The following is a 21,323-nucleotide window of genomic DNA, read 5'->3' on the forward strand; positions in this document are numbered from 1 at the left end:
CGAGGGAGCTTGCTCCCGCTCGAGCGCGAAGCGGTCGAAAGTCCTGCAATTGCGTTGAGTCTGTTGAAATGTGCAGACTCGATATTTTTGGGTCTGCTGCGCAGCCCAGCGGGAGCAAGCTCCCTCGCCACAGGTTGGGTGCCACTCTTTGAGTTACTCCACCAACAACCGCCCCAACCGCTGCTTGAGCATGCGATTCTCCGCCCGCAGCTGCTGCACTTCTTCGAGCAGGTCCAGCGCCAGGGCGACGCCTTCCCATTCCAGGTCAAGGTCGCGCCGCAGCTTGGCCGCGCGCTTGGCCAGGGTCAGCTCGTAGTCGTTGAAAACCCAGTCCTTGGGCTCAGTGCCCTGAGGTTCGAGGATGCCGTGCTCGACGATTTCGATCACGTAGGCGTCCGACAGCTCGGTCGCCTCACAGAATTCTGCCATGTCCAGTTGAACGATCAGGGGACTGCTCATTGTCAGTGACTCCTTGGTTCTATGGGATCAAAAATGCTCACGCGGATCGAACGCGGCTTTTTTCGCCAGTTCCTGCCACAGGGCCTTGACGTCATCGTCGGATTTCTTCGGCATCACGGCCTTCAGTTGCACGAACAGGTAACCACGCTCACCGGCCTTGTTCATCAGGCCATGGCCCTTGGCGCGCATGCGCTGGCCGTTCTGGCTGCCGGCCGGCACCTTGAGGTTGATCTTGCCGGTCAGTGTCGGCACGGCGACTTCAGCGCCCAGCGCGAGCTCCCACGGTGCCAGTGGCAAGGTGATGATCAGGTTCTCGCCTTCAACATCGAATTTCGGGTGCGGCGCAAAACGGATCGTCAGGTACAGGTCGCCATTGGCGCCGCCACCCACGCCCGGAGCGCCCTGCCCCTTGAGGCGAATGCGCTCGCCGTCGCTCACACCGGCGGGGATCTTCACGTTCAGGCTCTTGCTGGTGTTGCTCACATGCTGGCCGGCCGCGTTGTACTGCGGCACCTGAAAGGTGACCTTCTTCGACTCGGTCGACAGTGTTTCTTCGAGAAAAACCCCAAGTTCCATTTCCACGTCCTGCCCTCGACGTCCGGTGCTGCGACGCGACTGTCCACCACCACTGAAACCAGGCCCACGGTTGCCGAAGATCGAACTGAAAAAGTCCGAGAAATCGCCCGTGTCCTGGCCGCCACCACCAAAACCGCCACGGCTCTGCCAGCCCGGTGGTCCCTGGAACGGCTGGCCGTGCTGGCCATAACGGCGCAGATCATCGTATTCGGCGCGTTTATCGGCGCTTTTCAGCGCTTCATAAGCTTCCGAAGCGTCCTTGAACTTCGCCTCGGCATCCTTTTCCTTGCTGACGTCAGGGTGGTATTTGCGCGCCAGCTTGCGATAGGCGGCCTTGATCGCCTTATCGTCTGCGGTCGGCTCCACACCGAGAATCTTGTAATAGTCTTTGAAGTCCATCGCGGGAATCACCATCCGTTATCAAATCGCGCCACGGGCCACAGCATGCGCTTGTTTGCAGCCATTGGTTTGACCGATCTCAAATTTGTGACCGGGCGGCGCGGCAGAAGTTTATCGGCAGCCGGCGGGGCTTCTTGCGAGCACTCCCGCGGCTGTCCGGTTGATGCAGGGTAGTTTGGGGGGGATGCCCCATCTTTCAAGGCATTGTTTGCGAAGAATTAGCAGATAACCGGCCTTCGAATCTGGCGCGCTCTGACATACACTGCGCGGCCGTTTTTTAACCGGAACCTGAAAGACATGAACAACGCATCTCCAGCCCGTGCCTTGGGTATCGACTTTGGCACGTCCAACTCCACTGTCGGCTGGCTGCGCCCCGGCGTGGAAACGCTGATCGCGCTGGAGGACGACAAGATCACCCTGCCGTCGGTGGTCTTCTTCAATATCGAAGAACGTCGCCCGGTGTACGGCCGGCTGGCGCTGCACGAGTACCTGGAAGGTTATGAAGGCCGCCTGATGCGTTCGCTCAAGAGCCTGCTGGGTTCCAAGCTGATCAAGCACGACACCAGCGTCCTCGGCACGGCGATGCCGTTCAAGGACCTGCTCGGGCTGTTCATCGGCCAGCTCAAGAGCCGCGCCGAAGCGTCCGCCGGTCGGGAATTCGAAGAAGTGGTGCTGGGCCGCCCGGTGTTTTTTGTCGACGATGACCCGATGGCCGACAAGGAAGCCGAAGACACCCTGGTCGACGTGGCGCGCAAGATCGGCTTCAAGGAAGTCTCGTTCCAGTACGAGCCGATTGCCGCTGCGTTCGACTACGAGTCGACCATCGAGAAAGAAGAGCTGGTGCTGATCGTCGACATCGGCGGTGGTACCTCCGACTTCTCGCTGGTGCGCCTGTCGCCGGAGCGTCGGGGTGTGGATAACCGCCACGAGGATATCCTCGCCACTGGCGGTGTGCACATCGGCGGAACCGACTTCGACAAACAGCTCAGCCTGCAAGGCCTGATGCCGCTGTTCGGCTACGGCAGCCGCATGAAGAGCGGCGCCTACATGCCGACCAGTCACCACATGAACCTGGCGACCTGGCACACCATCAACTCGGTGTACTCGCAGAAATCGCAACTGGCCCTGGGCAGCATGCGCTACGACATCGAAGACACCGGCGGCATCGACCGCCTGTTCAAGCTGATCGAACAGCGTGCCGGGCACTGGCTGGCGATGGAAGTGGAAGAAACCAAGATCCAGCTGACCCACGCGGACAATCGCCACGTGCCACTGGATCGCATTGAAGCGGGCCTGAGCGTGGACTTGAGCCGTGCATTGTTCGAGTCGGCCATCGACAGCCTGCTGGAGCGCGTACGCAACAGCGTCACCCAACTGCTGGCGGACGCCGATGTACGAGTCGACCAGGTCGATACGGTGTTCTTCACCGGTGGTTCGAGCGGGATTCCGGCGCTGCGCAACAGTGTTTCGGCGATGCTGCCGAAGGCGCGGCATGTGGAAGGGAATATCTTTGGCAGCATCGGTAGCGGTCTGGCGATCGAGGCTGCAAAACGCTACGGCTGAAAAGCAGCTGCGAGCTTCAAGCTACAAGCTTCAAGTAAGAGCAGGTGCGGTGTTCGCTCCTGGCTTTGACTTGCAGCTTGCAGCTTGAAGCTCGTAGCTTGAAGCTCGTAGCTGCTCTTAAACCATCCCCACCTGCTTCAACTCACTCTTGAGGTAGGCATAGTAAATCGGCCCCGCCACCACCCCCGGCAGGCCGAACGCGGCCTCGAACACCAGCATCGCCAGCAGCAACTCCCACGACTTGGCACTGATCTGCCCGCCGACGATGCGTGCGTTGAGGAAGTATTCGAGCTTGTGGATAACAATCAGGTAACCCAGCGCCGCCACAGCGACCCAGATCGACAACGACAAACCGACGATGGTGATCAGGGTGTTCGACATCAGGTTGCCGATCACCGGCAGCAGGCCGAGCAGGAACGTCAGCACGATCAGGGTTTTGGTCAGTGGCAGCTTGATACCGAACATCGGCAGGACCACCGCCAGGAAAATCCCGGTGAAGACAGTGTTGAGCAGAGAGATCTTGATCTGGGCGAACACGATGTTGCGAAACGCCTGGACCAGCAGGTGCAGACGTTCGAACAGCGCCGCAGCCAGCGGTTTGCGCTTGGTCAGGTCCGGCACACGCTGCAAGGCAATGATCGCACCCAGCACCATGCCGATCAGCAAGGTCACGAACATGTGCGCCGCGTCCTTGCCCACCAGTTGCAAATCACTGAGGTGTTTACTGACCCACTCGCCTATCGCCACGCGGAACTCCGCGGCGCTGGCCGGCAGGTAGGCGTCGATGAACGGCGGCAGTTGCCCGCGTGCACGGTCGACCACCCCCATGAACTTGTCGAGGGAAGCCCCTGGGTTTTCCGCCTCGTGCAGCAGGAAGCTGAAGGCACCGGCAAAGATCAGCGACAGCACGCTGACAATCAGAGTCCCCAGCAACGCTACCGCCAGCCAGCGCGCGCGCCGGCCTTCGATCAGCCGTTGCAGTTGCGGGGTGAGCATGTTGACCAGTTCGAACACCAGCAACCCGGCGAGAAGGCTGGGCAGCAACCGCAGCGGAATCACCAGCAGCAGTCCGCCAAAAATGATGACCCAGCTGATGATCAGCAAAACTTGACGCTGAGAAAACGTTGGCATACAGCCTCAAAAACGAACGGCGTAAAAAGGATTGGCAGTCTGCCAGCGATCCGGTGCGAGCACTAGGATTGTGTGTGTCGACCTTGGTCGGGGGCAGCTCAAGCGACTCGGCGCCCTTGTCGGCCTCTTCGCGGGCAAGCCCGCTCCCACAGAGATCTTGGATACCTGCGCAATTTTTGTTCAGCACAGAAACCATGTGGGAGCGGGCTTGCCCGCGAAGAGGGCGGCCCATTCACCACAAGCGTCCAGGTTTATTTTTTCTTCAGGCAGTCACTCATGAACGCCTTGCGCTCATCACCCTTGAGGGCTTTGGTGGCGGCATCGGCGTTGCAGGTCTTCATCTTCTCTTGCTGTGGGGTCAAGGTCTTGGCTGCATCGTTTGCCGGCGGAGTCGCCTTCAGGCAGGTGCTCATGAAGGCCTTGCGCTCGTCGCCTTTGAGGCTTTTAGCCGTAGCGTCGGCATTGCAGGTGGTCATCTTCTCTTGCTGGGCCGTGTTGGCGGCAAAGCCCTGGGAGCACAGCAGCAAACCGATCATCAACAAAGGGACACGCACATTCTTCATGGAGTTTCTCCCGGTCGCCACACCGAGGGGTGCGGCCTTGTACTGGAGTGTAGACAACCCCTGTTACACATTCCTGTTCTCCAGATGGCTGCGGCGATACTGCTCCGGCGTACATCCGGCCTGGCGCTGGAACATCGCGATAAACGCCGAGCCGGTGCTGTAGCCCATGTCGAAGGCGATTTCCTGAATGCTGCGCGGGCTATCCAGCGCTTCGATCGCCGCCAGAAAACGCAGGCGCTGGCGCCACTCACCGAAACTCATGCCCAGTTCCCGCACGAACTGCCGCGCCAGAGTGCGCTCGCTGACATGAATGCGTACGGCCCATTCCGACAAGGGCCGGTTATCCCCAGGCTCGGCCTGCAACGCTTCAAGAATTCCGAGCAACCCTGGGCTGCTGGCATAGGGCAGGTAGCACTCGTGCACCGGGGCCTGTTGCAACTGGTCCACCAATACCCGGGCCAGACGCCGGTCCGCGGCCTGCTCGGGAATTTTCACGTCCCGGGCGGCGAAGTCCTTGAGGATAGCCTTGAGGATATCGCTGATGGCCAGGGTGCAGGCTCGCGATGGCAGGTCGGCGCAGACCTTGGGTGCCAGGCACACCGCGCGGTAGTTGACCGGTTGGTGGCTGTAGAAACTGTGCTCGATCTGCGGCGGCACCCACACCGCGTATTGCGGTGGCGACATGAAACGGCTGCCCTCGACGTCCATGTGCAGCACGCCGTGGGCGGCGTATTCCAGCGTCCCCCAGGGATGTCGATGGGGCGCTGCGTATTCGTGGGCGTCGAAATCGGCGTAGCGGAAGTACACCGCCGACGGCAGTTCGCTGAAATCCAGCAGGTCGATATGTTTACTGCTCATGCTGTCCGTCATCAGGGGCCGGTTGTCTGGATCGAAGTATAGGCTTGCATCCAGACAAGCGGATAATTGCCCTTCATTAACGTTCTGGTTTTTCCCGATGCAATACGCTTATCCCCTGCTGGCCATTTTTATCTGGGCCGGCAACACCGTGATCACCAAAATGTCGGCCGGGGCGATCTTCCCCTCCGAGATCGGTTTCTACCGCTGGCTGCTGGCCGGGTTGCTGTTCACGCCCTTCATGCTCAAACCGGTGCTCGCCCATTGGCCGCTGATCCGCCCGAAACTGGGCAAGATCTTTGTCCTCGGTGTTCTCGGCATGGCGGTATATCAAAGCCTGGCGTACTTCGCCGCAAGCCTGACCTCGGCCACCAACATGGGCATCATCCTGTCGCTGATGCCATTGATGTCGCTGGCCATGGCGATCATCAGCCTCGGCCAGCGCCTGACCATGGGTGCCCTTGCCGGTGCAGTGCTGTCGTTCGCCGGAGTCCTGGTGGTGGTGTCGTCCGGCAGCCTGGGCGCATTGCTCGAACACGGGGTCAACCTGGGCGACGCGATGATGCTGGTCGCCACCCTGGCCTATGCGGTCTACAGCACCCTGTTGAAAAAGTGGCAGTTGAAACTGCCGCCGCTGGTGCTCCTGTATTTGCAAGTGCTGGTGGCCGTGGTGGTGCTGTTTCCGCTGTTCCTCGCCTCACCGAAGGTCGGCCCGACCCTGCAGAACATTCCGCTGGTGCTGTACGCCTGCCTGCTGGCTTCGATGGTCGCGCCGCTGGCGTGGATGCAGGCGGTGGTGCGTTTGGGTCCGAGCCGGACCACGCAGTTTTTCAATTTGCTGCCGTTGATTACCGCATTGATTGCAGCGGTGGTGCTGCATGAGCAGCTGGCGCTGTATCACCTGGTGGGCGGGGTATTGACCTTGGGCGGGGTGATTGTTTCCGAGCGCTGGACGACGGTGTTGGGGCGTAAGGTCAGCGTTGCCTGATCCGTCGCTTTCGCGGGCAAGCCCGCTCCCACAGGTTTTGTGTCGAATCTGATTTTTGTGAACAACCGGAAACCTGTGGGAGCGTGGCTTGCCCGCGATGAACGATTACGGGGTCTAGAGCCCGGCCGCCGCCAGCCGCGCCGCATGCTCGACAAACAACCGGATCGGTTCCGCCCCCTTGCCGACCAGCCCCAGCGACTGATTGACGATATCGAAGTGATCCAGCGGATACTCATCGCCAATCACCGTGCCCAGGTGCGAGCTGTAGCGCCCGACCATGCCATCGCAATGCCCGGCTTCGCGGACGAAGGTCCTGGCGAACAGTCGGCAACTGCGGTTGGTGCCGTCCAGCAGGTTGCGTCCGCGATCGGTAATGCCCGGCTGCAAGGTGCCGGACCACGAGTAATAACGCACGCCGTTGACCTCTTCCGGCCCGTGACCGCCCCAGGTTTCGGGCAAGCCCTGTGGATAACGCCGGTTGAACAGCGCCACGCCAGCGCTGGTGAGGGAGTGATGGGACGCATGGATATCCACCGGCAGCTTCGGCCCGCGGTAACCGGTATCCAGCAATGCCATTAGCGCGCCGACCATCCGCAGTAAAAAGCAGAGCAGGCGACCACGGACGCTGTCATGGGGATAATGCTTGTGCAGGTAATCGGCAAGCTCCGAACCATGATTCGGCCCCGCCACCGAGGTCACCGATGCCACGAGATCCGGACGCTTGGCGGCGGCGTAGCGGGCGGTCAATGAGCCTTGGCTGTGACCGATCAGGTTGACCTTGTCGGCCCCGGTTTCCCGCAGGATTTCGTCGATGCGTGCCAGCAGTTGCTCGCCGCGCACTTCGTTCGAATTGAGCGGCGAGACCTGCACGGCGAACACCACCGCACCGCCATGGCGCAGCGCCTCGACGATCCCGTACCAGTACGGATAAAGCACCAACCGGATGAACCCGAGCATTCCCGGGACCAGCACCAGCGGGTAGCGCGGGGCAGAACCTTGCGACATGGGCGGACATCCTTGTGGTCGGGCGGTGACGCAAGGCGGGAGGCAAGACATCCGCCAAGCATCACCAGCGAAGATGACAACTCGACTACAAGTCTATGTCATCCGCCCTACTTCAATCCCGCCACGCCCGCCACGATCAGCCCGACCGAGACCAGCTTGATCACGCTCAGGCTTTCACCCAACAATGCGAAACCGAGAAACACCGTGCCCAGTGATCCGATGGCGGTCCAGATCGGGTATGCGATGCTCACCGGCAACTCGCGCATGGCCAGGGTCAGGAAGTAGATCCCGCCCACAGCGGCCACCACAGTGATCAGCGAAGGCCAGAGCCGGGTGAAGCCCTCGGCGTATTTCATGCCCATGGCGAAGGTGACTTCAAACCCGGCGGCGATCAGCAAAAACAGCCAGGCCATCTAGAACTCCCCGGCCAGCGCCAACAGGCGCCGCTCAGCCTCGGCGGCAGAGATTTCGAAGGTGCGCTCGGCGGACTCTTCGCCCTCGACAGCCACCACGGTGACGTCCGTGATCCCGATGAATCCGAGTACCGTGCGCAGTAGCGTGTCGGCATGGTTCATGGCCTCCAGCTCGCCGCCCGGGCCAAAACCGAAGCCGCCACGGCTGGTGATGATCAGCGCCTTCTTACCCTGCACCAACGGCTCGTACTGGGCCACGCCATTGTCCAGCGTGTGATTGAAGGTCAGGCCGAGCCGCACAATCTGATCGATCCACGCCTTGAGGCCGCTGGGCACGCTGAAGTTGTGCATGGGCGTGGAGATCACCAGCAAATCATGGCCCAGCAGTTCGCCAACCAGTTCATCGCTGAACGCCAGATCGGCCTGCATCGATAGCGGCCGCGCCTCGGGTTCGGGATAAAACGCGGCGGCCACGAACGCCTCGTTGACCGGCGGTATCAATGCTCGTCCGACTTCGCGGCGAGTCAGGCGCAATTGTGGATTTCGGGCCTGCAAGGCCGAAAGAAACACCTCGGCCAGACGCCGGGAGTGAGAACGTTCGCCCCGTGGGCTGGCATGAACTGCAAGAATTCTACTCATCTGATTCTCCTCAAGGACTAAACTCAAACCGCTTGTGACTTGCAGCTTGAAGCTCACAGCTGCGCCTCTTCAAATGAGCAAAAATCAGTCGGGATGAATTGATTTCATCCATGGAGTCTTCAATGTTCGCTTCGCTGCCATTGACCGCCCTGCGGGCCTTTGAATCCGCCTCACGCCTGCTGAGCTTCAAGGCTGCCGCAGAAGAACTGGCGGTGACGCCGACGGCGGTGTCGCACCAGATCCGCTCTCTGGAAACCTGGCTCGGCGTGCCGCTGTTCGAGCGTCTGCCGCGTCAGGTACGCCTGACCGAATGCGGTGAAAGGTTGTTCCACAGCCTGCACGGTGCCTTTCTGGAGGTGGCGCAAAGCGTCGACACCTTGCGCCCGCAACGCAGTGGCGCGAGCCTGACAATCTCCACCACCGCCGCTTTCGCCGCCCTTTGGCTGGTGCCTCGCCTGGGACGTTTCTACGCCCGGCACCCGAACATCAACGTACGTCTCGACACCCATTGCGAAGTCATCGATCTGCATCAGGATGCCAGTGTCGATCTGGTGCTGCGCTACAGCCTCGATGATTACCCCAACCTGTACGGCCAGTGCCTGTTCGATGAGTCCTTTGGTGTCTACGGCTCGCCGGAACAGGTGGCTCTGGCGTCTAGTCGCACACCCACGCTGATCAGCGTGCGTTGGCACAACTCCAAACTCTATGCCCACGGCTGGGAGGCCTGGTGCGCTCGCTCCGGCGAAACCTGGCTGAGCGGCCCGCCCGCCGTGCGCGAATACGACGAAGAGCATTACGCCCTGCAAGCAGCCATTGCCGGGCAAGGCCTGGTGCTGGCGAGCAACATACTGGTGTCCGAAAGCGTGACCAGCGGGTTGCTGGTGGCGTATCGAGGAGATATTCAGGTCGAGGGAGCCGGTTACAGCGCACTGTGTGTGCCGGGTCGCGAGCGGCATCCGCCGGTTAGGGCGTTTTTTTCGTGGCTGACTGAAGAAGCCTCGTTATCCGGGTTATTGCCAAGATCGCAAGCTCCTACAGGGCAACGTATTCTCAAGTAGGAAACTGAGGCTTTATCACTAAGCACAACTGCCTTGCCGCGCATATATGCGCGACACGGCTTAATAAAATAACTCAAGGGCAAACCTGAAGTTACAAAGCACAAATAGACTTTTCCCTGCGCGCACTTATTCTAACAACCACAACCAGCCGGTTGTTCAACCAACAAGTAAAGGATTACTTTCATGCACTTGGAACAACGCTTAGAATTTATTGACTCATTACCAACACTCGATATCCAGCCGAAACTATCAACGCTATTACAGACAAGATCCTTTGAAGAAATACAACCTCCTCATGACCCCGACAAACCGACCGGCAGTGCTGCACCTGGCACTATTAATGCTTATTTACCCGGTGTCCCGAAAGATGTCATTGATGATGTCGACATCTGCAAACTGGTGATGCAAAACGCCGCCACCAAAAAGTTTCCAAAAGACGAACAACTATTCGAATGGTACAAATACTACGTCAATGGCCTGTCCACCCTTGGCTGGGTTATCCAGAACAAGCACATGCAAGAGACTAAAATCACCAAAATCGGCCTGACGATGGATTCGGTCGCCCTGGAAATTGCACGAGGACTCATCGGCAAAGACGCGGCGCTGCTGGCGCAAGTTGCGAAAAAAGCCCTTGATGCGGTGAAAGACAACCCTAGGGGTATCCAAGTTTTTGATAAGGATAAACACCTCGGCACACAAGCCAAGTTCGATATTGCGCCCGTATGGCTGGATAGCAGTGGACAGCCGAACATGATCCTCAACTGTATTTCCCTGGATGCACGGGAAAGCAAACAAGGCATTCTGTTCTGGAGATCCACCAAACAGTCCACCGATATAAAAACCGGGGCTGTGCGCGCTTATTTGAACTTGAAAGCTTTCTCGGCCGTTAGTAACGATCTTTACACAAAATTCAGCGCTTCCTCGAAAAAACTCATTGTAGATCTTCCGGACCTCGATGTCGATTTTTAACGATCGCCGAACACTATAGCAACAATGAAATCGGCGCTTTTTGGCCGATTTCAACCAAACTTGTATTGAGGCCAATATGGAAATTTCAATGAATAAATCTGAAAACGATATCTATACACTTAACGGACACATTACCGTATTTTGCGGGCCGCATTCCAGCGAACTAAAAAATGACATCTTGCACTCTGACCTATACAGCAAACTGCTCGCAAAAAAACATGGTAGTGACCGGGAGCAGCAATGGACGAGCTACACAAACACGTTGAAAAATCTGGCTTGGGCCATTAATAGCCGATCATTTTCACGAGTGGAATTTGGAACAACCACCTTTGGGAAAATCATCCAGCAAAGCCTTGCAAGCGCATTACTCATTGATGAACGCCAAACGCTCGCCGATGCATTAATAAAGTTGAAGCAACTTCCAGACTCTTCATCCGCCGTTGAAGCCATCCTGAACAGGCTTAACGCCAACGCATTGCCATCCGTCCCCGTCACCGCAAAAACGCCGCTGGCTACCAGTGCCCTGTTTACGATTGTTCGCCAGGATAAAACCATGATTACGGTGCAACTTTCGTTCGAAACTGCTGATGCCATTGATATTGGCATCCTGGACCAGGCCACGCTTTGCCCGATCAAGGATGGCAAAACCAACATCCGAATACTCATTTGCCATTTGGCTGAGCTGCAATACAACCCAAACAGGGAAACCGTCATACAGAAACTCGGGAGAAAAATTGAATCCGAGCTGCTCAACATCCAGGCGCCGCCTGCAATCTCCTGATATCAACATTCGCGCTCCTCAAGCCCAACTGCTGGAGCGCTGCACAACGTTTCTTTCGCATCAGTCCTTTACCGTCTTCGGCGCCTTGCCCGCTTTCATCTGCTCCAGCAACGGTGCGCACTGGTTCGGTTCGCCGCCACTGGGCGCCACCAGCGCCAGCAAACCCGCCGCAGGTGCGGCGATCACACCCAGTGCGACCATCCCCGCGCCGCGCAACATTAGTGGTACGGCTTTCACGCCGGCATCCGGCTTGATGAACTTGCCCCGTACATACAAAGGCGAACGCAATGAAATCAGGCGCCAGCCCTTGGATTCCGGGGTTATGGTCAGGTCCAGTTGTTCCGTCGCCATGTTAGCGGTGCCGTCGATGTAGACGATGGCGTTCTCGGTGTCGAATACGAACAACCGGGTGGTGGCCAGGCCGGACTGGATACCGAAGTCGGCGGCCGCGCAGTTGATCTTCACTTCCTTGTCGCCAAAGATCTTGCCCACCACGTAGTTGCCGACGTTCAGGCCCGCCAGCTCCATCAGTTCGCGACTGATGGCGCCATCGTTGATCAGCATTTTCAGATTGCCATTGGCACTGCCCAGCAACTTGGCTACCGAGTTGCCGCGACCGGTGATATCTGCGTCGCCATTGAGCTCGCCAAAACTGGTTTTCATCGGCTCAAAGCCGGGGAACAACTGTTTGAGCTTGAAGCCCCGCGCCGTGAGCCTGGCGTGGCCTTCCAGAGGATCGGTGTGGCCGTTCAGGCGAATCTGCGCATCCAGCTTGCCGCCGGCCACGCCGAAGCGCAGCGGTTCGAGGCTGAGCACGCCATCGGTGAGCACCAGATGGGTATAGAGGTCGTTGAATGGCAGTTTTTCGCTGTGCACGATGCGCTTGCCGGTGAACTCCACATCGGCGTCCATATCACGCCAGCGATCGGTCTTGAACTCTTCAACCGGCAACACTTTGTCCGCCGGTTGCTTGCTGTCACCGCCTCGGGCCTTCTGTTCGGCGTTGGAGTCGGCACCAATCAGCGGCGCCAGATCGGCGAACAGCAATTGATTGGACAACAGCGAACCGCTGAGTTTTGGCCGTGGCTGGCTGGCGACATAAGTCAGATTGCCGTGGATGTCGCTTTCACCGATCTTGCCGTTGAACTCTTCATAGCGAAACACCGCGCCACCGGCCTCGTGCAGCTTGGCGATCAGGTGGCCATCGGTGGCATAGGGCGGCGTGTCCGGCAGGATCACGCCGGTCAGCGGGTAGAGGTTGCCCAGGCTGGTGCCGGCCAGTTTCAGGCGCAGGTCCAATGCGCCGAGGTTCAGCGGATCGGTCAGGGTGCCGGCCAGTTCGACGCTGGAATCGGCGATCTTCACCTGTGCCTGAAGCGGAAACGGCCGCGCCGCGTCCTGCAACGCCAACAGCCCGCCAATCTTGCCCTGGCCCGCGAGTTTCTGGCCGTGGTACTGGCCGTTGACCTTGAGGGCGAATGCATAATCCTGGGGTGAAGAGCCCTTTTCCTGCGCGGTTTTCGCCGCTTTGTCGCCGACGATATCGCTGAACGGAATCGGCTTGCCCAACGGATCGATCAGCACGTCGAGTTGAGTCTTCAGGTTCTGGTCGTCGAGGGTGACGTGGCCCTTGTCGAAGCCGATCGCACCGATATCCACCACCCAGTTCGAAGGCTCGGCGTTCGGGTCCTTCGGGTCGAATTTGAAGGTCCAGTTGGCGCGCCCGTCAGCCAGGCGTTGCAGTTGGGCATTGGGCTCGGTGAGATCGATACGCGGGATCACCACCCGCTGCGCCAGCAATGCCAGGGGTGAAATACGCAGCTCCACCCGCTTGAGGGTGACCATCTGCGGTTGTTTCGACCAGTCAGGATTGCCCAGGCTCAAGTCTTCGGCCACCACGTGAGGCCACGGTACCCAGGCGCGCCAGCCGCCTTCATCGGGTTCGGGCTGCCAGACCACTGACAGATTGCCGTTGATGGCGAACGCGCGGTGCAGTTCTTCGGAAACTTTGGCGTTGAGCGGTGCTTTGATCCGGTTCCAGTCGAAGAACACGATGATCAGCACCAGCACCATCAACAAGGTAAGGAAAGTGGAAAGGGTCCAGACAAACATCTTTTGAGTGCGCGTCATTGCACAAGGCTCCTGATACGGCTGAGCGCCCCGACTGCGACGCACATGTGAAACGGTGAGCCGCAAACGGCTCGCCATGAAAGCTACGACTGATAAAAACCCGGCAGGTTTAATCGATAGACCGATTTCGCCGAATTCCTCAAGTCCAATGCTGACCCATCAGTCATTCAGCGTTACCGACCCCGCACTTTTCTCCATCAAAGATGAGTCGAAAATACCCGTTTCGGCGCAAGACTGATCGCCGGAAACGCCCGGTTTAGAGGCTCCGCAGCAAACAATCAATTCCGTTGATTATTACCATTGCGTTTATGAACTTTCATATCGATTTATCGAGAGTAGCATTGCTCTCGTACCCACTTTATCGCACCCCCGAGGAGCACAACGATCATGAAACGCCAACTACTGCTTAGCCTTTCACTCTCGATGCTGGCCAGCACTGCTTTTGCCCTGCCAGCAGCTGACCAGGCTACCCCACAAGTGAAACAAGACTACTCGGTGTTCAGCCAGACCGTCGCCGCCGATGGCTCCGACCGTACTCCTCAGGGTCAAACCCTTGCCGAAGGCGGTAATGATCGCCTGAAAGAAAAAGGCCTGATCACTCAGGATGGCTCGGACCGTACTCCTCAGGGCCAAACCCTGGCTGCCGATGGTTCCGATCGTACCCCACAAGGCCAGACCCTTGCTGCTGATGGTTCCGACCGCACCCCACAAGGTCAAACCCTGGCTGCTGATGGTTCCGACCGTACTCCACAAGGCCAGACCCTTGCCGCCGACGGTTCGGATCGCACGCCACAAGGTCAAACCCTCGCTGAAGGCGGTGGTGATCGAGTGATCGAACGCAACAGCACCGTGAGCTAAGCCCCATGGCCGCCCTGAAAAAAAGCCCAATCCCCGGATTGGGCTTTTGACTTTTCAGCGGTCCGCTTGATAGACGTCACACTTCCCCGCTTGAGCCCACCACAGTCGTTCGACGCCGGCAAAGCCGATTTGCTAGAGTGCGCCGCGTCCCTGTCCAGAAAACGCCCTTGCGATGCTGCCCCGCGCCGAACAGAAACAACAAACCCGTAATGCCCTGATGGACGCTGCCCGGCGTCTGATGGATGGTGGCCGAGGATTCGGCAGCCTTAGCCTGCGCGAAGTCGCAAAAACCGCCGGTATCGTACCGACCGGTTTCTATCGGCATTTTGCCGATATGGATGAATTGGGCCTGGTGCTGGTCAGCGAAGTCGGCCAGACATTCCGCGAAACCATTCGCCTGGTACGACACAACGAATTCGTGATGGGCGGCATCATCGATGCCTCGGTACGGATCTTTCTCGACGTGGTCAGCGCCAACCGTTCGCAGTTCCTGTTTCTCGCCCGTGAGCAATACGGCGGTTCGCTGCCGGTGCGCCAGGCCATCGGCCGTTTGCGTGAAAACATCAGCTCGGACCTGGCGGCGGATTTGTCACTGATGCCGAAACTGCAGCACCTGGACATCGCCGACCTGAGCGTCATGGCGGACCTGATCGTCAAGAGCGTGTTCGCCACCCTGCCGGACATCATCGATCCGCCCGCCGAAGCGTTGCCTGAGCACCTGACGCCCCAGGCAAAAATCACCCAGCAGCTGCGGTTCATCTTTATCGGCCTCAAGCATTGGCAAGGGCTTGGCAGTACCGAGTAACCCTTAACCTTCAGTCTGGATCAAGACCCTGTGGGAGCGAGCTTGCTCCGGGCGGCGTTCCGACGATAGCGTCGGCACATACAGAATCAATGTGACAGATACGCCGTCATCGCGAGCAAGCTCGCTCCCACAATGAACTGCATCGCTTCAACTTGGTGCGCAACTCAAAAACAACGCACCAACTTCAACCAAAAAACTCACTCAATCGATATCTTTCCTACGTCTCCTTCAGTCATTTCCTACGCATCATGTCGATTGGCAAGCCCCTTGCTCTAGCCTGAGCATTGTCCATTGCTGGAAGCCTTCCGATGCTGGTGATTCATCGCAGAATCGACCCTCAACCCGTTTGGACCGCCGAACTGCACCTGACGTTCGAAGCTCGCAGCAAAAGCCGTTTGCGCTGTTTCAGTGCCGAAGGCGAAGACGTCGGGTTGTTTCTGGAGCGCGGCCAGCCGCCGTTGCATGACGGCGAATGCCTGCAAGCCGAAGACGGGCGAATCGTGCGCGTCTGCGCCCGCCCCGAACAACTGCTGCACGTCACCTGCGCCAATGCCTTCGAACTGACCCGAGCGGCCTATCACCTGGGCAACCGCCATGTCGCCCTGCAAGTCGGCGACGGCTGGTTGCGCCTGCTCGACGATTACGTGCTCAAGGCCATGCTCGAACAACTCGGTGCCGTTGCCGTGAACATCGAGGCGCCGTTCCAGCCGGAACATGGCGCCTACGGCGGTGGTCATCATCATTCGCGCCACGGCGATGAAGACTTCAACTACGCGCCGAAACTGCACCAGTTCGGCGTACGCCCATGAACCCGGCCTGGGCGCTGCTGCGCCTGGCCAGCCCGCAATTGCCGATTGGCGGCTACAGCTACTCCCAAGGGCTGGAAATGGCTGTGGATAACGGCCGGGTAAACGACCCCGACAGTGCGCGACGCTGGATCAGTGATCAGTTGCTGCTGAACCTGGCACGCTTCGAAGCGCCGTTGTTGCTCGCTCATTGCGTGGCCGCCAGCGAGGAAAACTGGGACGAGTTGCTGCAACGCTGCGAGGAGCACCGCGCCAGTCGCGAAACCCGCGAGCTGCATCAGGAAAGCCGGCAAATGGGTTACTCGTTGCAGCAATTGCTCAACGGCTTGCCGGAACTCGATGCACCCGCCCGCGCCTTTCTTGAACAACGCAGCGAGCCGCATCTGGCCCTGGGTTGGGCCTTGGCCGCGCGTGCCTGGCAGATCAGCCCCCAGGACGCCCTGGCCGCCTGGCTCTGGAGCTGGCTGGAAAACCAGTTGGCGGTGCTGATGAAGACCCTGCCCCTGGGTCAGCAAGCCGCCCAGCGCCTGACCAGCGAACTGTTGCCACTGCTTCAACAAGCTCAACAGAACGCCACCCGAATCGATCCCGATCATTACGGCAGCGCCGCTTTCGGCCTGTCCCTGGCGTGTATGGCCCACGAGCGCCAGTACAGCCGACTGTTCCGTTCCTAGGGCCTGTTATTTTGGAGAACCACATGAACACACAACCCCTGCGCATCGGCATCGGCGGCCCGGTCGGTTCCGGCAAAACCGCCCTGACCCTGGCCCTGTGCCTGGCCTTGCGCGAGCGTTACAACCTGGCCGTTGTGACCAACGACATCTACACCCGCGAAGACGCCGACTTTCTGGTGCGCAACGAAGCCCTGGCACCGGAGCGCATCATCGGCGTGGAAACCGGAGGCTGCCCGCACACGGCCATCCGCGAAGACGCCTCGATCAACCTCGAAGCCGTGGATCAGCTCAACCGCCGCTTTCCGGGGCTGGACCTGATTCTGGTGGAGTCCGGGGGCGACAACCTCTCCGCCACCTTCAGCCCTGAACTGTCGGACCTGACGATCTACGTGATCGACGTCTCGGCTGGCGACAAGCTGCCGCGCAAGGGCGGGCCGGGGATCTGCAAATCCGACCTGCTGGTGATCAACAAGATCGACCTCGCGCCGCTGGTCGGCGCCTCGCTGGAGATGATGAACAGCGACACCCAGCGCATGCGCAACGGCAAACCGTTCGTGTTCAGCAATCAGAAAACCGGCCAAGGCCTGGAAGAGATCATCGCTTTCATCGAGCGCCAGGGTTTGCTGACCGCGGCCTGATCACGACTTATCAACAAGGAAGCTTATCCATGACACTCAAACGCATTCTCGGCGCCCTGGCCCTGCTGCTGACCCCAGCCCTCGCCTTCGCCCATCCCGGGCACGGCGACAACGGCTTGATCGCCGGTATCGGCCATCCGCTGGGCGGTCTCGATCACTTGCTGGCGATGCTCGCGGTCGGACTGTGGGCCGCGCAGCAGCAAGGCGCCGCACGCTGGGCGCTGCCGTGCACCTTCGTTGGCACCCTGTTGATCGGCGGGATGCTGGGCTTTGAAGGAATGAACCTGCCTGCACTGGAGAGTGGGATTGCCGCTTCCGTATTGGCTTTGGGGCTGGCGGTTGCTCTGGCAGTGCGTCCACCGCTGGTGATGGCGGTGGGTGCGACGGCGTTGTTTGCACTGTTTCATGGTGTCGCGCATGGGCTGGAACTGCCGGACATGTCGAGTCCCTGGACCTATGCCGCAGGCTTTGTCGCAGCGACGGCGGTGTTGCATGTGGCGGGTTATGCGCTGGTGCGGGTGTTGCCGCAGGCCGCAGCACCGCTGGTTCGACTGGCGGGCGCGGCTTCGGCGGTGACCGGGGTGTGGTTGCTGGCGGGCTAGTTCTCTAGTGCCTGAACCGGCCTCTTCGCGGGCAAGCCCGCTCCCACAGTGGTTTGCTGTGTGGCATGGATTTCATTCACACCAGAAACCCTGTGGGAGCGGGCTTGCCCGCGAAGGCGGCATCACAGACACCGCATCGCTCCGACCGGCCTCTCTGCTAACATGTCGCGCAATCGCCCCTGCCGTGACGACGCCAGCCAATGCCGCCTGTTTCCCGCTCCGCCTCTCAGCCTGAACTGACCGCCCTGTTCGCCTCGGTGCAACAGCACTTTCTGAACGTCATCGTGCCGCTCTGGCAAGGTCCGGGCTGGAACGCCGACATGGCGTTGCCCTATGAGGCGCTGGATGCCGAACACCAACCGCTGCCACCGCAACGCTACCGGGCCATGGCCTGTGCGCGGCAGTTGTATCTGTTTGCCAGCCTGATCGGTCAGGTGCCAGGCGCCGAAGAGCGTGCCGCCGCGTTGTTCCGCTCGTTGCAGCGGCACTTCCACGATGCCGAGCACGGCGGCTGGTTCTACAGTGTCGATGCTCAAGGGTCGCCGCTGGATCAGCGCAAGGACCTCTACACCCACGCCTTCATCCTGTTCGCCTGCGCCCATTACTGGGACAAGGTCCGCGAGCCGCTGGTGGAGTCGGTGCTCAACGCCTCGCTGGAAGTGGTCGCGCAGCGTTTCGCCACGGACGACGGTCTGTACGAAGCCACGCTTGGCCGCGACTGGGCATCGCTGGACAGCGGCCCTTTGCAAAACCCGCTGATGCACCTGGCCGAAGCTTTCCTCGCCACCCTGTCGGTGCGTGAAGACCTCGATGTGCAACAAGCGCTCCTCAAGTTATGCACAGCCATGCACGCGCGCTTCATCGATCCGCAACTCGGCGTGTTGATGGAAATGCCGCTGGGCTCTGTGGATAACTGGTTTGAACCGGGGCATCAGTTCGAGTGGTATTTCCTGCTGGAATCCTCGGCGCTGTTACGCAATTCGACGCTGCACGCCGATCTGGAGCGGGCCTTTGCCTTTACCGAACACACGGGTGTCGATCAACAGACTGGCGCTGTGCGGGCGATGCTCGACTTCGGACCGGATGGCGGCGTCCGGGACGCCACGCAGCGCATCTGGGCCCAGGCTGAATACCTGCGCGCATTGACGCTACGCCCGCACAGCGAAGCCGATGTGCTGCGCCAGTTACAGGCATTGCAGCAGCGCTCGCTGCATGCCGGTGGCTGGTACGAATGCCGTGACGAACAGGGTGAGGTCAGCCGCTGCGATATGCCGTCGACCACGCCTTATCACCTGGCGACCTGTTATCGCGGGTTGGCGCAATATCTCGGCTGACTGTGTGGCGAGGGGGCAATCCGATCACTCAGTCCACTTGCGATCCCCGGTAAAACTGATGGTCAGCCATCGCGCTGCATCCGGCTTACCGAGCTTCGCGGAAATCTCCTCCCGCAAACTGTCCAGTTGCCCTATTCCGTCCAGCCAGTAATCCTTCGGCAATACGATGTGAATCTCGATAAAACAGGCCCTGCCGTGTTTCTGCACGTAGGAAATGTAGTCGTCGAAACCATGCTCGACCTTCGCCACCTCCATCACCTGACGCACCTTGTCGTCCAGTTGATCCGGGACAATCCCCAGTACATCGCGCAATGCCGGTCCGAGGATTTTGAACGCCGGGGGGAGCATGCCCAGGGCCAGCAGGATCAGAATCATCGGGTCGACATACACCGCCCACTTGTCATAACCCTGAGTCTTGAGCAGCAGCGCGATCAGGAAACTCACCAGCAGTCCCGCCGACAGCATCGCGTCCACCAGCCAACTGATGTTGTCGAACTGGATCAGCGATGACTTGAGTGTGCGATTGCGTTGGCGAACGTAGAAGTAATAAATCAGTTCAATGACGGTGAACACCGCCGCGTAGAGGATCACCAGCCCGAGCTCGACCTCGCGGCCTCCACTGATGATGCCGAACACTCCGTTGAGAAAGGCATAAACGGCCACCAGGAATATGAAACTGCCTTCGATCACCAGCACCATGGGCTCCAGGTGCCAGGAACCGAACTGGAAGCGCTGATTGCTTTCCTTGGCGATCAGCCGGGCGGTGATCAGCATCAGCACTTTGATGAAGGCCGCGATCAACGAAAAAAAGCCATCGAACAGGATGGATTGGGCGCCCGAAACAAACCCGGTGATGATCCCGGCGAATGTCACGGCGAGCATCAGGAAGGTCGATTGTTTGAGCAGCGACTGCTCGCCTCGATTACTCACTTGATCTCCTCTAATACCTCTAGACCGCAGGGTGCGGCGGGGTTGTTGGGTGAGGAGTCTAGCTGATGTCCTGATTTTTCTGTTCCGGCCCCTTCGCGGGCAAGCCCGCTCCCACACTGGATCGCGGTCTAATGTGGGAGCGGGCTTGCTCGCGAAGAACGATGACTCGGTATTAAGCCTTGCCACCACTGCGGTCAATAGCAAACCCGGCCCAGGTCTGGCTGACCGGCATCAGTTCCAGGCTGTTGATGTTGATGTGCGCAGGCGCATTGAGCACCCAGAAAATGGTGTCGGCGATATCTTGCGGCTGGATCGGCTCGGCGCCAGCGTAAGTGGCGTTGTAGCGCTCCTGGTCACCGGCAAAACGCACCAGCGAGAACTCGCTCTCACACAGGCCCGGCTCGATGTTGCTGACCCGTACGCCCGTGCCTTGCAGGTCGCAGCGCAGGTTCAGGGAGAACTGTTTGACGAACGCCTTGGTCGCGCCATACACGTGGCTGCCCGGGTACGGGTAGTTGCCGGCGATGGAACCCAGGTTGACGATGCCGGCACCACGACCGTGGGCAATCAGGCGTGGTAACAGCAGGCGGGTGCTGTACATCAGGCCTTTGACGTTGGTATCGACCATGGTGTCCCAATCGTCCAGATCGCACTTGGGCGCAGGATCGACACCCAGGGCCAGCCCGGCGTTGTTGATCAACCCGCGCAGTTTGGCAAAGGATGGCGGCAGATTGGCAATCGCTTCCTCCATGGACTTGCGATCACGCACATCGAGCACCAGGCCATGGACTTCAGTCTGCTTCGACAACTCGGCGCACAACGCATTGAGGCGCTCTTCACGACGGCCAGTCAGCACCAGTTTCCAGCCGGCCTCGGCAAAACGACGGGCACAGGCTTCACCAAAACCGGAAGTTGCGCCGGTAATAAACAGGGTGTTGGACATCGTGTTCTCCTTGCTTCGGCTGATCGCCAGCCATTGGAATAGAAAATCAGCAGGCAGCATGCCTGATGCCGATCAGTCAGGCGGACCCAGACGCTACGCCTCCCTTGTAGCAGCTGGCGTAGCCTGCGTCCGGCTGCGCAGCAGTCGTAAATCCGGCTTGCACGATCTCTCTGACGTACCGCGAACTCTGATTTTACGACTGCT

General features: G+C 59.5%; 23 protein-coding genes. 12 read left to right on the plus strand and 11 right to left on the minus strand.

The genetic code is table 11. From position 1 onward, the window contains the following. Positions 1–153: 153 nt before the first annotated feature. Positions 154–459 (minus strand): chaperone modulator CbpM, encoded by a 306-nt coding sequence (locus PMI34_RS01110; protein ID WP_008054010.1) that lies wholly within the window; start codon positions 457–459, stop codon positions 154–156. A gap of 27 nt (positions 460–486) precedes the next feature. Further along, entirely contained in the window at positions 487–1,434 is a 948-nt protein-coding gene (locus PMI34_RS01105; RefSeq protein ID WP_008054012.1) for a DnaJ C-terminal domain-containing protein, read from the minus strand. Between the two features lie 297 nt (positions 1,435–1,731). Here PMI34_RS01105 and PMI34_RS01100 point away from each other — a divergent pair, with 297 nt between their 5' ends. Continuing rightward, positions 1,732–2,997 (plus strand): Hsp70 family protein, encoded by a 1,266-nt coding sequence (locus PMI34_RS01100; protein ID WP_008054013.1) that lies wholly within the window; start codon positions 1,732–1,734, stop codon positions 2,995–2,997. Positions 2,998–3,114: 117 nt separating this feature from the next. On the opposite strand, the gene PMI34_RS01095 is transcribed toward PMI34_RS01100, so the two are convergent. The 3 genes from PMI34_RS01095 to PMI34_RS01085 form a co-directional block, all read right to left on the minus strand. Further along, a complete protein-coding gene (locus tag PMI34_RS01095; RefSeq protein ID WP_008054014.1) occupies positions 3,115–4,128 on the minus strand; it encodes an AI-2E family transporter in 1,014 nt (337 codons plus the stop codon). A 251-nt stretch (positions 4,129–4,379) separates the two neighbouring features. Continuing rightward, on the minus strand, positions 4,380–4,691 hold the full coding sequence (locus PMI34_RS01090; protein WP_008054015.1) for a PsiF family protein: 312 nt from the start codon (positions 4,689–4,691) through the stop codon (positions 4,380–4,382). A gap of 63 nt (positions 4,692–4,754) precedes the next feature. Beyond that, a complete protein-coding gene (locus PMI34_RS01085; RefSeq protein ID WP_032829937.1) occupies positions 4,755–5,549 on the minus strand; it encodes an AraC family transcriptional regulator in 795 nt (264 codons plus the stop codon). Positions 5,550–5,646: 97 nt separating this feature from the next. Between PMI34_RS01085 and PMI34_RS01080 the strand changes: the two genes are divergently transcribed. Further along, positions 5,647–6,534: a DMT family transporter gene (locus tag PMI34_RS01080; RefSeq protein ID WP_008054017.1), complete on the plus strand. Its 888-nt coding sequence runs from the start codon at positions 5,647–5,649 to the stop codon at positions 6,532–6,534. Positions 6,535–6,648: 114 nt separating this feature from the next. Here the strand turns inward: PMI34_RS01080 and PMI34_RS01075 are convergent, their stop codons facing one another. From PMI34_RS01075 to PMI34_RS01065, 3 genes are all read right to left on the minus strand, one after another. Then, on the minus strand, positions 6,649–7,539 hold the full coding sequence (locus PMI34_RS01075) for an esterase/lipase family protein (RefSeq protein WP_008054018.1): 891 nt from the start codon (positions 7,537–7,539) through the stop codon (positions 6,649–6,651). Positions 7,540–7,646: 107 nt separating this feature from the next. Then, the gene (locus PMI34_RS01070) at positions 7,647–7,952 is read right to left on the minus strand and encodes a DMT family transporter (protein ID WP_008001039.1); all 306 of its coding nucleotides are present in this window, start codon (positions 7,950–7,952) and stop codon (positions 7,647–7,649) included. Further along, on the minus strand, positions 7,953–8,591 hold the full coding sequence (locus PMI34_RS01065) for an FMN-dependent NADH-azoreductase (protein ID WP_008054019.1): 639 nt from the start codon (positions 8,589–8,591) through the stop codon (positions 7,953–7,955). It abuts the gene before it with no gap. 110 nt (positions 8,592–8,701) lie between these two features. Between PMI34_RS01065 and PMI34_RS01060 the strand changes: the two genes are divergently transcribed. From PMI34_RS01060 to PMI34_RS01050, 3 genes are all read left to right on the plus strand, one after another. Further along, positions 8,702–9,649: a LysR substrate-binding domain-containing protein gene (locus PMI34_RS01060; RefSeq protein ID WP_162130371.1), complete on the plus strand. Its 948-nt coding sequence runs from the start codon at positions 8,702–8,704 to the stop codon at positions 9,647–9,649. A gap of 183 nt (positions 9,650–9,832) precedes the next feature. Beyond that, a complete protein-coding gene (locus PMI34_RS01055) occupies positions 9,833–10,618 on the plus strand; it encodes a hypothetical protein (RefSeq protein ID WP_008054021.1) in 786 nt (261 codons plus the stop codon). A gap of 88 nt (positions 10,619–10,706) precedes the next feature. Continuing rightward, on the plus strand, positions 10,707–11,399 hold the full coding sequence (locus PMI34_RS01050; protein WP_032829938.1) for a hypothetical protein: 693 nt from the start codon (positions 10,707–10,709) through the stop codon (positions 11,397–11,399). A gap of 60 nt (positions 11,400–11,459) precedes the next feature. On the opposite strand, the gene PMI34_RS01045 is transcribed toward PMI34_RS01050, so the two are convergent. Further along, positions 11,460–13,529, minus strand: coding sequence for an AsmA family protein (locus tag PMI34_RS01045; RefSeq protein WP_008054029.1), 2,070 nt, complete (start codon positions 13,527–13,529; stop codon positions 11,460–11,462). A gap of 387 nt (positions 13,530–13,916) precedes the next feature. Here PMI34_RS01045 and PMI34_RS01040 point away from each other — a divergent pair, with 387 nt between their 5' ends. From PMI34_RS01040 to PMI34_RS01010, 7 genes are all read left to right on the plus strand, one after another. After that, on the plus strand, positions 13,917–14,387 hold the full coding sequence (locus tag PMI34_RS01040; RefSeq protein ID WP_008054030.1) for a hypothetical protein: 471 nt from the start codon (positions 13,917–13,919) through the stop codon (positions 14,385–14,387). Positions 14,388–14,559: 172 nt separating this feature from the next. Then, positions 14,560–15,192: a TetR family transcriptional regulator gene (locus PMI34_RS01035; protein WP_008054031.1), complete on the plus strand. Its 633-nt coding sequence runs from the start codon at positions 14,560–14,562 to the stop codon at positions 15,190–15,192. A 308-nt stretch (positions 15,193–15,500) separates the two neighbouring features. Further along, entirely contained in the window at positions 15,501–16,001 is a 501-nt protein-coding gene (ureE, locus tag PMI34_RS01030) for an urease accessory protein UreE (RefSeq protein WP_008054032.1), read from the plus strand. Continuing rightward, positions 15,998–16,672 (plus strand): urease accessory protein UreF, encoded by a 675-nt coding sequence (locus PMI34_RS01025; RefSeq protein WP_008054034.1) that lies wholly within the window; start codon positions 15,998–16,000, stop codon positions 16,670–16,672. The genes ureE and PMI34_RS01025 overlap by 4 nt, the downstream gene beginning before the upstream one ends. Positions 16,673–16,695: 23 nt before the next feature. After that, the gene (gene ureG / locus PMI34_RS01020; protein ID WP_008054035.1) at positions 16,696–17,310 is read left to right on the plus strand and encodes an urease accessory protein UreG; all 615 of its coding nucleotides are present in this window, start codon (positions 16,696–16,698) and stop codon (positions 17,308–17,310) included. A 29-nt stretch (positions 17,311–17,339) separates the two neighbouring features. Then, positions 17,340–17,912: a HupE/UreJ family protein gene (locus PMI34_RS01015; protein ID WP_008054036.1), complete on the plus strand. Its 573-nt coding sequence runs from the start codon at positions 17,340–17,342 to the stop codon at positions 17,910–17,912. A gap of 200 nt (positions 17,913–18,112) precedes the next feature. After that, positions 18,113–19,246 carry an AGE family epimerase/isomerase gene (locus PMI34_RS01010; RefSeq protein WP_008054037.1) on the plus strand — a complete coding sequence of 378 codons (1,134 nt, stop codon included), beginning with the start codon at positions 18,113–18,115 and terminating at the stop codon, positions 19,244–19,246. Positions 19,247–19,270: 24 nt separating this feature from the next. Here PMI34_RS01010 and PMI34_RS01005 read toward each other — a convergent pair whose 3' ends face one another. Continuing rightward, a complete protein-coding gene (locus PMI34_RS01005; protein WP_008054039.1) occupies positions 19,271–20,176 on the minus strand; it encodes a cation diffusion facilitator family transporter in 906 nt (301 codons plus the stop codon). 172 nt (positions 20,177–20,348) lie between these two features. Further along, complete coding sequence (locus PMI34_RS01000; RefSeq protein ID WP_008054040.1) at positions 20,349–21,119, minus strand: SDR family oxidoreductase; 771 nt, start codon at positions 21,117–21,119, stop codon at positions 20,349–20,351. Between the last annotated feature and the right edge of the window lie 204 nt (positions 21,120–21,323).

Origin of the sequence: Pseudomonas sp. GM74 (assembly GCF_000282455.1) — a bacterium.
Taxonomy (GTDB): Bacteria; Pseudomonadota; Gammaproteobacteria; order Pseudomonadales; family Pseudomonadaceae; genus Aquipseudomonas.

Bases quoted from the DNA above. Each gene is read 5' to 3' on its own strand.
- PMI34_RS01025 (WP_008054034.1), top strand. From the start codon at position 15,998: ATGAACCCGGCCTGGGCGCTGCTGCGCCTGGCCAGCCCGCAATTGCCG.
- ureG (WP_008054035.1), top strand. From the start codon at position 16,696: ATGAACACACAACCCCTGCGCATCGGCATCGGCGGCCCGGTCGGTTCC.
- PMI34_RS01050 (WP_032829938.1), top strand. From the start codon at position 10,707: ATGAATAAATCTGAAAACGATATCTATACACTTAACGGACACATTACC.
- PMI34_RS01055 (WP_008054021.1), top strand. From the start codon at position 9,833: ATGCACTTGGAACAACGCTTAGAATTTATTGACTCATTACCAACACTC.
- PMI34_RS01045 (WP_008054029.1), bottom strand. From the start codon at position 13,529: ATGACGCGCACTCAAAAGATGTTTGTCTGGACCCTTTCCACTTTCCTT.
- PMI34_RS01035 (WP_008054031.1), top strand. From the start codon at position 14,560: ATGCTGCCCCGCGCCGAACAGAAACAACAAACCCGTAATGCCCTGATG.
- PMI34_RS01090 (WP_008054015.1), bottom strand. From the start codon at position 4,691: ATGAAGAATGTGCGTGTCCCTTTGTTGATGATCGGTTTGCTGCTGTGC.
- PMI34_RS01040 (WP_008054030.1), top strand. From the start codon at position 13,917: ATGAAACGCCAACTACTGCTTAGCCTTTCACTCTCGATGCTGGCCAGC.
- PMI34_RS01065 (WP_008054019.1), bottom strand. From the start codon at position 8,591: ATGAGTAGAATTCTTGCAGTTCATGCCAGCCCACGGGGCGAACGTTCT.
- PMI34_RS01085 (WP_032829937.1), bottom strand. From the start codon at position 5,549: ATGAGCAGTAAACATATCGACCTGCTGGATTTCAGCGAACTGCCGTCG.
- PMI34_RS01070 (WP_008001039.1), bottom strand. From the start codon at position 7,952: ATGGCCTGGCTGTTTTTGCTGATCGCCGCCGGGTTTGAAGTCACCTTC.
- PMI34_RS01000 (WP_008054040.1), bottom strand. From the start codon at position 21,119: ATGTCCAACACCCTGTTTATTACCGGCGCAACTTCCGGTTTTGGTGAA.
- PMI34_RS01105 (WP_008054012.1), bottom strand. From the start codon at position 1,434: ATGGACTTCAAAGACTATTACAAGATTCTCGGTGTGGAGCCGACCGCA.
- PMI34_RS01010 (WP_008054037.1), top strand. From the start codon at position 18,113: ATGCCGCCTGTTTCCCGCTCCGCCTCTCAGCCTGAACTGACCGCCCTG.
- PMI34_RS01060 (WP_162130371.1), top strand. From the start codon at position 8,702: ATGGAGTCTTCAATGTTCGCTTCGCTGCCATTGACCGCCCTGCGGGCC.
- PMI34_RS01100 (WP_008054013.1), top strand. From the start codon at position 1,732: ATGAACAACGCATCTCCAGCCCGTGCCTTGGGTATCGACTTTGGCACG.
- PMI34_RS01015 (WP_008054036.1), top strand. From the start codon at position 17,340: ATGACACTCAAACGCATTCTCGGCGCCCTGGCCCTGCTGCTGACCCCA.
- PMI34_RS01095 (WP_008054014.1), bottom strand. From the start codon at position 4,128: ATGCCAACGTTTTCTCAGCGTCAAGTTTTGCTGATCATCAGCTGGGTC.
- PMI34_RS01080 (WP_008054017.1), top strand. From the start codon at position 5,647: ATGCAATACGCTTATCCCCTGCTGGCCATTTTTATCTGGGCCGGCAAC.
- PMI34_RS01110 (WP_008054010.1), bottom strand. From the start codon at position 459: ATGAGCAGTCCCCTGATCGTTCAACTGGACATGGCAGAATTCTGTGAG.
- PMI34_RS01075 (WP_008054018.1), bottom strand. From the start codon at position 7,539: ATGTCGCAAGGTTCTGCCCCGCGCTACCCGCTGGTGCTGGTCCCGGGA.
- ureE (WP_008054032.1), top strand. From the start codon at position 15,501: ATGCTGGTGATTCATCGCAGAATCGACCCTCAACCCGTTTGGACCGCC.